Raw genomic sequence first — 10,101 nt, forward strand, 5'->3', positions numbered from 1 at the left:
CCGCTACCCGGTGCTGCGCGAACTGCGCGCCCACATGCCGCCCCCGGCCCGCCGCACCTTTCCGCCGGAGGACGTCGCCGCCCGGCTGGTGCGCGCCGTGGAACGCCGCCGTACCGCCGTGTACGTGCCGGGCTGGCTGCGCCTGGTCCAGCTGGGGCGCGTGACCCTGCCGCCCGCGGTCGTACGGCTGTGGTGGCGGGGTCAGACGACCGCGCCCCGGCCCGGGTCGTCGTCGTCCTCGTCGTGGCCGTTCATCCGCATCACCAGCGTGGCGAAGCCGCCGAGGAAGCCGCCGATGCCCACGGTGGTGAGCCACCAGGTCATCTCCCAGCCGAGCAGAACGGCGAGCAGCAGCAGAACCGGGCCGCCGACCACCCCCAGCCAGGCGAACTTGGCGGTCGCGTCGGCCTCCGGCAGCGGGGGCGGCTCGGGCGGCACGAAGTGGCCCTCGCCGTCCTCGTCGTCGGAGTCCCTGTCGCCCTTGTCCAGGTCCTCGCCGACCGGGTCGGGAACGCTGTAGTCGCGCGGACCCGAGCCGACGCCGGGTGCGAACGCGACCGAACTGCCCAGCGGCTTGGGGGCCGCGGGGCCGGCGGCGGCATCGGGGGACTTGTCCGCGGAGTCCTCCGGCTCGGCCTCCAGCAGGGCCAGGTCCTCCACCGACTTGTACGGCTTGCTGCCCGGCGGGTCCGGCGGCTCGTCGCCGAATCCGGCGACGATGGCCCGCCACGCGGCGTCCTCGTCGAACGGCACGTGCTGTTCCTCGCCCACGTGCTGCTCCTCGCCCGGCGAATCGCCGGACGAGGAGCCCGCGGAGCCGCCCGCGGAGCTGTCCGAGGAGCCGCCCGGGGAGTCGCCCCGCGAGTCGCCGTGGCGCTCGCCGAGGGGCGCTCCCTTCTCCTCCGGCTCACGCTCGGAGTCGTGCTCAGCCACCAGTGGCCGTCCCTTCCCTCTGCTCCAAGGATCCCGGACCGGTCTGCTCCACGGACCCCGAATCAGACTGCTGTACGGATTCCGCCTCGGAGTCCTTCACATGTGCCGCTCCGGACTCCGTCACGTGTTCCGCGCCGGACCCCGTCACGAGCCGGGTGACGAACGCGTGGCTCTCCTCGAAGATCCGGTCCGCATCGTGGTCCAACGTCGCGACATGATGACTCTGTTCCAGCAGGATCTCCGTGACGTCCGTCGACGACACCCGGCCGAGGACGCGCTCGGAGTCGACGGGCGGCACCACATGGTCCCGCGGGCTGTGCAGCAACAGCAACGGCTGGGTTACCTGGGGCAGTTCACCGTCGACGAGACGGAGGAAGTTACGCAGTGAGTGCGCCGCGTGCAGCGGCACGTGGCTGTACCCCAGCTCCTCGACGCCCTCCTTCGCGATGTCGCTGGTGATCCCCTTCGTGGTGGGGACGAAGTGCCGAAGCAGGGGGAGGGCGTGCGCGGCCGGGCCGTGCACCTTGTTGGCCGGGTTGACGACCATCACGCCGGCGACCCCGTCCCCGTGCTTCGCGGCCAGCCGCAGCGCCAGCGCGCCGCCCATGGACAGCCCCGCCACGAAAACGTGCGCACAGCGCTCGCGCAGGGCCCGCAACTCGCGGTCCACCTCCGCGTACCAGTCCTGCCAGCCCGTCGGGCGCATGTCCTCCCAGCGGGTGCCGTGTCCCGGCAGCAGGGGCAGCGCTACGGTCAGTCCCCGCGCGGCGAGATGCTCCGCCCAGGGGCGCAGCGACTGCGGGGACCCGGTGAACCCGTGGCAGAGGAGGACTCCGACCTCCCCGCCCTCGTGGTGGTACGGCTCGGCTCCAGGAAGGACCGGCACGGTTCGGTCTCCCGTTCATGAGAAGGGTGTGAATGAGTCCGGATGTGGTTCACCGTACGCGACCGCACTGACACCGACCAGGGGCTTCGAGCGGTGGAGGACCGGTGAAGGAGCCGGTGGGGAAGCGGGTGGGGACCATGGGAGGCGCTCGACACCGGCCGGACCTGTCGGACTCTTCCTCAGGCGTCCGGGTTAAGGTCTGATCCACGGATCACAGAGAGGCACTCGGTTGTTGTACGGCGCGATGAAGGTCGCTATCGGGGGACCGCTCAAGGTCACCTTCAGGCCCTGGGTGGAGGGCCTGGAGAACATTCCGGCCGAGGGCGCCGCGATCCTCGCGAGCAACCACCTCTCCTTCTCGGACTCGTTCTTCCTCCCCGCGGTCCTCGACCGCAAGGTCACGTTCATCGCGAAGGCCGAGTACTTCACCACCCCCGGGATCAAGGGCAAGCTGACGGCCGCCTTCTTCAAGGGTGTCGGCCAGCTCCCCGTGGACCGCTCAGGCGCGCGCGGTGCGGGTGAGGCCGCGATCAAGAGCGGGATACAGGTCATCGAGAGCGGCGAGCTGTTCGGCATCTACCCCGAGGGCACCCGCTCGCCCGACGGTCGGCTCTACCGCGGTAAACCCGGTGGCCTGGCCCGCGTGGCCCTTGCCACCGGCGCACCCGTCATCCCCGTCGCCATGATCGACACGGAGAAGATCCAGCCCCCCGGCAAGGTCCTGCCGAAGGTGATGCGCCCCGGCATCCGCATCGGCAAGCCCCTCGACTTCAGCCGCTACCAGGGCATGGAGCACGACCGCTTCGTCCTGCGGGCGCTGACCGACGAGGTCATGTACGAGATCATGAAGCTCTCCGGCCAGGAGTACGTCGACATGTACGCGACCGCCGCGAAGCGGCAGATCGCGGACGCTGCCAAGGCGGAGAAGGAGGCCGACAAGGCCGCCAGGGCCGCCCTCGCCAAGGCCGAGAAGGAACAGGCGGCCAAGGACCTGGCGGAGAGGGCCCGGGCCGACAAGGACCGGCCGGCTTCGTAACGGCCGCGTTCCCGGGTACGGTCGCGTTCCCGGACGCGTCTGCCAAGGGGGGCCTGGTGGCGAGTGAGCCGAAGGGGCACAGGCTTGGCGCCCCGGAGGCGAACCGAGCCAAAAACAAAGGGGGGCCATGCCGGAGCGTGAGCGGGTCATGACGATGTCGGTCGAGCAGCCGCTGTGGCGTGCGCTCACCGGCTACCGGATCCTGACGATGATCTACGCGGTCGGCCTCTTCGTCAGCGCGTACGACAAGTTCGAGCGCCCCTGGCTGGCCGTCGCCTACTTCGCGGTGCTGGCCGGCTGGACGCTGGTGACCCTGCCCAAGGTCGCGAACGCGGCCAGCTGCACCAAGCGCTTCCTCGCCGCCGACCTCACCATCGCGATCGTCGGCATCCTCCTCACCCGGCTCGCCGACTCGACCGCGCGGGTGGAGGCCGGAGGCCCCACGCTGCCGTCGATATGGACCGCCGGCGCCGTGCTGGCGTTCGCCGTCAAGGGCGGCTGGCGCTGGGCCGCGTTCGCCTCCACGCTCGTCGCCGTCGCCAACCTGATCCACCGTGGCGCCCCCACCCGCGACACCATCCACAACGTACTGCTGGTCTGGGTCGCCTCCATCGCCATCGGTTACGTCGTCGAGGTCGCCCGTGCCTCCGAGCGCACCCTCGCCCGGGCCCTGGAGATCGAGGCCGCCACCCGCGAACGGGAACGCCTCGCCCGGGACATCCACGACGGCGTCCTCCAGGTCCTCGCCATGGTCCAGCGGCGCAGCGCCGCCCTCGGCGGCGAGGCCGCCGAGCTGGGCCGGATGGCGGGCGAGCAGGAGGTCGCCCTGCGCACCCTGGTCTCCGGCGGCCTGGTCCCCGTCTCCCGTATCTCGCAGGACGCGGCCCAGGGAGCGCTCGTACGGGCGGTGGACGAACCGGACGGGACCGGCGCCGACGGTGCCTCGGGTCCCGTGGACCTGCGCGCCCTCCTCGCCCCGTACGCCGGCGCGCTGGTCACCTTCTCCGAGCCCGGCAGCCCGGTGCCGCTCGCCCCGCGGGCCGCGCGGGAGCTGGCGGCGGCAGTCGGCGCCGCCCTGGACAATGCGCGCGAGCACGCGGGAGACGGGGCACGGGCCTGGATCCTGGTCGAGGACTGGCCGGACGAGATCATCGTGACCGTTCGGGACGACGGCCCCGGCATCCCCGAGGGACGGCTCGCCCAGGCCGAGGGCGAGGGCCGGCTCGGGGTGGCCCTCTCCATCCGGGGGCGGCTGCGTGACATCGGCGGCACGGCCGAACTGATCTCGGTGCCCGGACAGGGCACGGAAGTCGAACTGAAGGTGCCCAAGGCCGCAGAGGGGCCGAAGGGCGTACGGGGGAAGGCGGAGAAGCGGTGACGGAGAGCGTGGAGAACGGCAGGCCGGTGGACGGGCAGGCACAGCCCGGTGGCAGCGGCCCGCTCAGGGTCATGGTGGTCGACGATCACCCCATGTGGCGCGACGCCGTCGCCCGCGACCTGGCCGAGTCCGGCTTCGACGTGGTCGCCACGGCGGGCGACGGCGAGCAGGCGGTGCGGCGCGCCCGGGCCGCCGCGCCGGACGTCCTCGTCCTGGACCTGAACCTGCCGGCGAAGCCGGGGGTGCAGGTCTGCAAGGAACTGGTCGGCGCGAACCCGGCGTTGCGGGTGCTGGTCCTGTCGGCGAGCGGTGAGCACGCGGACGTCCTGGAGGCGGTGAAGTCCGGAGCCACCGGCTATCTGCTGAAGTCCGCCTCGACCGAGGAGCTGATCGACGCCGTACGCCGCACCGCGGTCGGCGACCCCGTCTTCACCCCCGGCCTCGCGGGCCTGGTCCTCGGCGAGTACCGCCGCCTGGCCTCCGAGCCCGCCCCCGGGCCGGGCGCCGACGAGCCCAAGGCCCCGCAGCTCACCGACCGTGAGACCGAGGTGCTCCGGCTCGTCGCCAAGGGGCTGAGCTACAAGCAGATCGCCGAACGCCTCGTCATCTCGCACCGCACGGTCCAGAACCACGTCCAGAACACCCTCGGCAAGCTCCAGCTCCACAACCGGGTGGAACTGGTCCGCTATGCCATAGAGCGCGGTCTCGACGACGAGTAAACACCGCGAATCACCCCATAGGGTGAGGATGATTTGATCAACTCCGATCAACTCACCCTCAATCGGCCGCAATTCGCCGGAATTGACTTCCCGTTCATGCCGACGTGACCTGGATCACTATTAGCGTGGCCCTCACCAGGCAACCGCGGCGAAGGGACATTTCCATGCGCGTCGGAGTACTCACCGGAGGCGGCGACTGCCCCGGGCTCAACGCCGTCATCCGGGGCATCGTCCGCAAGGGCGTGCAGGAGTACGGTTACGACTTCGTCGGCTTCCGGGACGGCTGGCGGGGTCCGCTCGAGAACGACACCGTCCGGCTCGACATCCCCGCCGTGCGCGGCATCCTCCCCCGCGGCGGCACCATCCTCGGCTCCTCGCGCACCAACCCGCTCAAGCAGGAGAACGGCATCCGCCGGATCAAGGACAACCTCGCCAAGCAGGAGGTCGAGGCGCTCGTCGCCATCGGCGGCGAGGACACGCTCGGTGTGGCCGCGCGCCTGTCGGACGAGTACGGCGTGCCGTGCGTGGGCGTCCCGAAGACGATCGACAACGACCTCTCGGCCACGGACTACACCTTCGGCTTCGACACGGCTGTCGGCATCGCGACGGAGGCCATCGACCGCCTCCACACCACCGCCGAGTCGCACATGCGCGTCCTGGTCGTGGAGGTGATGGGCCGTCACGCCGGCTGGATCGCCATCCACTCCGGCCTGGCCGGCGGCGCCAACGTCATCCTCATCCCGGAACAGCGCTTCGACGTCGACAAGGTGTGCGCCTGGGTGACGTCCCGCTTCAAGGCCTCGTACGCGCCGATCGTGGTCGTCGCGGAGGGGGCCATGCCGAAGGACGGCGAGATGGTCCTCAAGGACGGCTCACTCGACTCCTTCGGACACGTCCGCCTCTCCGGGGTCGGCGAATGGCTGGCCAAGGAGATCGAGAGGCGAACGGGTAAAGAAGCCCGTACGACCGTGCTCGGCCACGTCCAGCGCGGCGGCACGCCCTCCGCCTTCGACCGCTGGCTCGCCACCCGCTTCGGACTCCACGCCATCGACGCCGTCCGCGACCGCGACTTCGGCAAGATGGTCGCCCTCCGCGGCACCGACATCATCCGCGTCCCCATCGCCGACGCCACGGCCAAGCTGAAGACGGTCGACCCCCAGCTGTACGAGGAGGTGGGCGTCTTCTTCGGCTGAGGCGCGCGGGAGAGCTCGGGTGGTTCGCAGAAGCAGCCCCTGAAAGGCAGAAGCAGGGGCTGCGCCCCGCTTCCGCCTTTCGCTTCCAGGGGCGCGGGGAACTGCGCGAGAGGCCCCCACCCACCCGCAGCCGGCGAACCCACCGAAGCGGGGTCGTAGGGGCGCAGCCCCTGAGGATGGGACGGGTAGGGGCGGCGGGGGCGAGGAATCTAGCGCGCACGCAGAGACTGAACCTCCGCCACCAGCTCACGCACCACAGTCACCCCATCCAGCGTCAGCACCGACTCCGGATGGAACTGCACCCCCGCGAACCCGGCCCCCCGCAACGCGTGCACCTCACCGCTCGCGCTGCGGCTGACCTCGACCCCACGGGCCGCCAGCTCCGCCGCAGCCTCATCGTCGCAGTGGGCCACGAAGCTGTTGTAGAACCCGACCGTCTCACCTCGCCCGAACAGATCGATGCCGGTCTGCGCCCCCTGGTACGGCACCTCCTTCCGCACGATCGCCAGCCCCAGCTCCGCCGCGATCAGCTCATGCCCGAGACACACCCCGAGCACCCCGTACCGATGCCCCCGCACGGCCTCGGCGGTCAGCCCCCGCAGGAACCGCATCTTCGGGTCGTCGAGGTCCCCCGGATCCCCGGGCCCGGGTCCCAGCACCACCACCCCCTCGTGCGCGAGCACGACCTCCCGCAGCCCCGGCTCGTCGTACCGCCGTACCGTCACCTCCAGCCCGGACGACCGCAGCAGATGCGCGAGCATCGCGGTGAACGTGTCCTCGGCGTCGACGACGAGCGCATGCCCCGTCAGCTCGGCCGTCCGCTCCTGCATCCGCAGCCAGAACGGCGCCAGCGAGGCCCGCCGCCCGTCCAGCGCGGCCCGCACCCCCGGGTCCTCCGCCAGCCGCGGCCGCACCCGCTCCCGCCCCGGCCGCCCGGCCCGTACGCCCAGCGCCGCCAGCACCCCCGCCGCCTTCGCATGCGTCTCGGCGACCTCGCCCGCCGGATCCGACCCCCGGACGAGCGTGGCCCCCACCGGCACCTTCAGCCGCCCGTCCGCCGCGATGTCGGCGGTACGGATCAGAATCGGCGAGTCCAGGGTCTGCGCCCCTCCCGAGCCTCGCCCCACCAGCGCCAACGCCCCCGCGTAGTACCCGCGCCCGCCCACCTCGTGCCGCTGGATCACCCGGCACGCGTTCTGCACCGGCGAGCCGGTGACCGTGGCGGCGAACATCGTCTCCTTCAGCACCTCCCGCACATCCAGCGAGGAGCGCCCCCGCAGCTCGTACTCGGTGTGCGCGAGGTGCGACATCTCCTTCAGCCTGGGCCCGATGACGACCCCGCCCATGTCACCGACCGTGCACATCATCTTGAGCTCCTCGTCGACGACCATCGACAGCTCCTCGATCTCCTTGCCGTCGGCGAGGAAGGCCAGCAGATCCTCCGGCGTCGGCCCCTCGGCCGGATAGCGGTAGGTCCCGCTGATCGGGTTCATCACGACCGTCCCGCCGGACATCCGGACGTGCACCTCCGGGCTGGCGCCGACCAGCGTCCGCTCGCCGGTGTGCACCACGAACGTCCAGTACGCGCCCCGCTCGCCCTCCAGCAGCCGCCGGAACAGCGCCAGCGCGTCGGCGCGGCCGAAGCCCGGGATCGTGCCCTCGTAAGTCCGCCGGATCACGAAGTTCGCGCCCTCGCCCCGCCCGATCTCCTCGCGCAGCACCCGGCCGACGATCTCCGCGTACGCCTCGTCGTCCACGTCGAAGCCGCCGCCCTCGACCCGGACGTCATGCGCGGGCAGCTCCGCGAGGGCCCGGTCCAGCGGCAGCTCGTACGACTCCTCCGGCACCAGCACCGACAGGGGCGTCCCGTCGTCGCGGACATCGAAGCCGCGTTCGCGGATCTGCCGGAAGGGGACCAGCGCCAGTCCCTCGTCGGGGATGTCGGCGAGCCGCTCGTACGTGGTCACCGGGCCGATCAGCAGCTCCACCGTGTCGTGGTCGTGCAGGCCGGGGGTGCGGCGGCGCAGCAGGGCGAACGGGCGGTCGTCGGACAGGAGCCGGGTCAGGTCCATGGGTTCCTCTTCCCTGGGGGATCACGGTCGTCGCGGTGATCGGGGAGGAGCGGCCGGGCCCTGGAAACACCGAAGGCCGCCCCTCGGGCGGCCTTCGCGAAGTCTTGCGTACGCGCAGTCAGTGGGCCGCCGGATGAGCGGTCCACCACCAGTTCTGGGTCGAGTGCGCGAACATGCGCCGCACCTTACCGGACAGGCTCCGGGAACTCACGTGATCAACACCCCACGGTCGACCTATGATCACATCTGCCGATCTCGCATCTGTCTTCTTTTTTGACATGTTCTAGTCGAATTCGTGGATCATTGAAGGGTGAGTTTGTCACTCACGTCGAGAATGCGGCCCCTGGCCTTCGTCGCGGCGACGGCCGTCCTCCGGCCGCCACGCCACCCGCCCGCGGACCCCGCTCCGATCGAGCGGGGTTCGTCTCACTTGATGAGCAGGGGGATGGACGCCCGACATGACCCCGTAATGTGGACGTCGTGACCGTGAACGCTAAGTCCAGCGCGAGCGCTGGCAACACCTGGCGAGACCTGCCCGCGGCGCAGCAGCCCGAGTACCCCGACACCGAGGCTCTGCGCGCAGTCGTTGCGGAGCTCGAGTCGTATCCGCCGCTCGTCTTCGCGGGCGAGTGCGACCAGCTGCGCGCCCGGATGGCGTCCGTCGCCAAGGGAGAGGCGTTCCTCCTCCAGGGCGGCGACTGCGCCGAGGCCTTCGACGCCGTGTCGGCCGACCACATCCGCAACAAGCTGAAGACGCTGCTCCAGATGGGCGCGGTCCTCACGTACGCGGCCTCCGTGCCGGTCGTGAAGGTCGGCCGGATCGCCGGGCAGTACTCCAAGCCGCGCTCCAAGGGCACCGAGACCCGCGACGGCGTGACCCTGCCGACGTACCGCGGCGACTCGGTCAACGGCTTCGACTTCGACGAGGCGTCCCGCATCCCGGACCCCGAGCGCCTGAAGCGGATGTACAACGCCTCCGCCTCCACGCTCAACCTGGTCCGCGCCTTCACCACCGGCGGTTACGCCGACCTGCGCCAGGTGCACGCCTGGAACCAGGACTTCGTGAAGTCGTCCCCGTCCGGCCAGCGCTACGAGCAACTCGCCCGCGAGATCGACAACGCGCTGAACTTCATGCACGCCTGCGGGACCGACCCGGAGGAGTTCCGCACCGTCGAGTTCTTCTCCTCGCACGAGGCGCTGCTGCTCGACTACGAGTCGGCGCTCACCCGCGTGGACTCGCGCACGGGGCACCTGTACGACGTCTCCGCGCACATGGTGTGGATCGGTGAGCGCACCCGCCAGCTGGACCACGCGCACATCGAGTTCGCCTCGCAGATCCGCAACCCGATCGGGATCAAGCTCGGCCCGACGACCACGGCCGAGGACGCGCTGCAGTACATCGAGCGCCTCGACCCGGACCGCGAGCCGGGCCGTCTCACCTTCATCGTGCGCATGGGCGCGGACAAGGTCCGCGACAAGCTGCCCGAGCTGGTCGAGAAGGTCACCGCCTCCGGCGCGACCGTGGCCTGGGTGAGCGACCCGATGCACGGCAACACCTTCGAGGCGGCCTCCGGCCACAAGACCCGCCGCTTCGACGACGTGCTCGACGAGGTCAAGGGCTTCTTCGAGGTCCACAAGGGCCTCGGCACCCACCCGGGAGGCATCCACGTGGAGCTGACCGGTGACGACGTCACCGAGTGCGTGGGCGGCGGCGACGAGATCTTCGTCGACGACCTGCACCAGCGTTACGAGACGGCGTGCGACCCCCGGCTCAACCGCAGCCAGTCCCTGGACCTGGCGTTCCTGGTCGCGGAGCTGTACCGGGACTAGTGACAGCTGTGACAGCAGAGTGGAGTGGGGCGCGGATCACATACGATCCGCGCC

At 70.9% G+C, this 10,101-nt stretch carries 9 protein-coding genes and 1 pseudogene; 6 read left to right on the top strand and 4 right to left on the bottom strand.

What is annotated here, in order from left to right:
- Positions 1 to 190 (top strand): annotated as a pseudogene (locus ACFU53_RS43290) (short-chain dehydrogenase); the annotation flags it as partial.
- An 11-nt stretch (positions 191 to 201) separates the two neighbouring features.
- On the opposite strand, the gene ACFU53_RS43295 reads toward ACFU53_RS43290, so the two are convergent.
- Complete coding sequence (locus ACFU53_RS43295) at positions 202 to 933, bottom strand: hypothetical protein (RefSeq protein ID WP_384005286.1); 732 nt, start codon at positions 931 to 933, stop codon at positions 202 to 204.
- Positions 926 to 1,819 carry an alpha/beta hydrolase gene (locus ACFU53_RS43300; RefSeq protein ID WP_384005287.1) on the bottom strand — a complete coding sequence of 298 codons (894 nt, stop codon included), beginning with the start codon at positions 1,817 to 1,819 and terminating at the stop codon, positions 926 to 928. The genes ACFU53_RS43295 and ACFU53_RS43300 overlap by 8 nt, the downstream gene beginning before the upstream one ends.
- Before the next feature lie 244 nt (positions 1,820 to 2,063).
- On the opposite strand from ACFU53_RS43300, the gene ACFU53_RS43305 reads away from it, so the two are divergent.
- From ACFU53_RS43305 to ACFU53_RS43320, 4 genes are all read left to right on the top strand, one after another.
- On the top strand, positions 2,064 to 2,855 hold the full coding sequence (locus tag ACFU53_RS43305) for a lysophospholipid acyltransferase family protein (RefSeq protein WP_384005288.1): 792 nt from the start codon (positions 2,064 to 2,066) through the stop codon (positions 2,853 to 2,855).
- A gap of 127 nt (positions 2,856 to 2,982) precedes the next feature.
- Entirely contained in the window at positions 2,983 to 4,233 is a 1,251-nt protein-coding gene (macS, locus tag ACFU53_RS43310; RefSeq protein ID WP_384005289.1) for a MacS family sensor histidine kinase, read from the top strand.
- A 71-nt stretch (positions 4,234 to 4,304) separates the two neighbouring features.
- Positions 4,305 to 4,952 (top strand): response regulator, encoded by a 648-nt coding sequence (locus ACFU53_RS43315; RefSeq protein ID WP_384005294.1) that lies wholly within the window; start codon positions 4,305 to 4,307, stop codon positions 4,950 to 4,952.
- A gap of 164 nt (positions 4,953 to 5,116) precedes the next feature.
- The gene (locus tag ACFU53_RS43320) at positions 5,117 to 6,145 is read left to right on the top strand and encodes a 6-phosphofructokinase (protein ID WP_384005290.1); all 1,029 of its coding nucleotides are present in this window, start codon (positions 5,117 to 5,119) and stop codon (positions 6,143 to 6,145) included.
- A gap of 209 nt (positions 6,146 to 6,354) precedes the next feature.
- Here ACFU53_RS43320 and ACFU53_RS43325 read toward each other — a convergent pair whose 3' ends face one another.
- The gene (locus ACFU53_RS43325; RefSeq protein ID WP_384005291.1) at positions 6,355 to 8,217 is read right to left on the bottom strand and encodes an anthranilate synthase family protein; all 1,863 of its coding nucleotides are present in this window, start codon (positions 8,215 to 8,217) and stop codon (positions 6,355 to 6,357) included.
- 118 nt (positions 8,218 to 8,335) lie between these two features.
- Positions 8,336 to 8,497 (bottom strand): trp operon leader peptide, encoded by a 162-nt coding sequence (locus ACFU53_RS43330; protein WP_384005292.1) that lies wholly within the window; start codon positions 8,495 to 8,497, stop codon positions 8,336 to 8,338.
- 200 nt (positions 8,498 to 8,697) lie between these two features.
- Here ACFU53_RS43330 and ACFU53_RS43335 point away from each other — a divergent pair, with 200 nt between their 5' ends.
- Positions 8,698 to 10,047 (top strand): class II 3-deoxy-7-phosphoheptulonate synthase, encoded by a 1,350-nt coding sequence (locus tag ACFU53_RS43335; protein WP_384005293.1) that lies wholly within the window; start codon positions 8,698 to 8,700, stop codon positions 10,045 to 10,047.
- Positions 10,048 to 10,101: the final 54 nt, after the last annotated feature.

Origin of the sequence: Streptomyces sp. NPDC057474 (assembly GCF_042802555.1) — a bacterium.
Classification (GTDB): domain Bacteria; phylum Actinomycetota; class Actinomycetes; order Streptomycetales; family Streptomycetaceae; genus Streptomyces.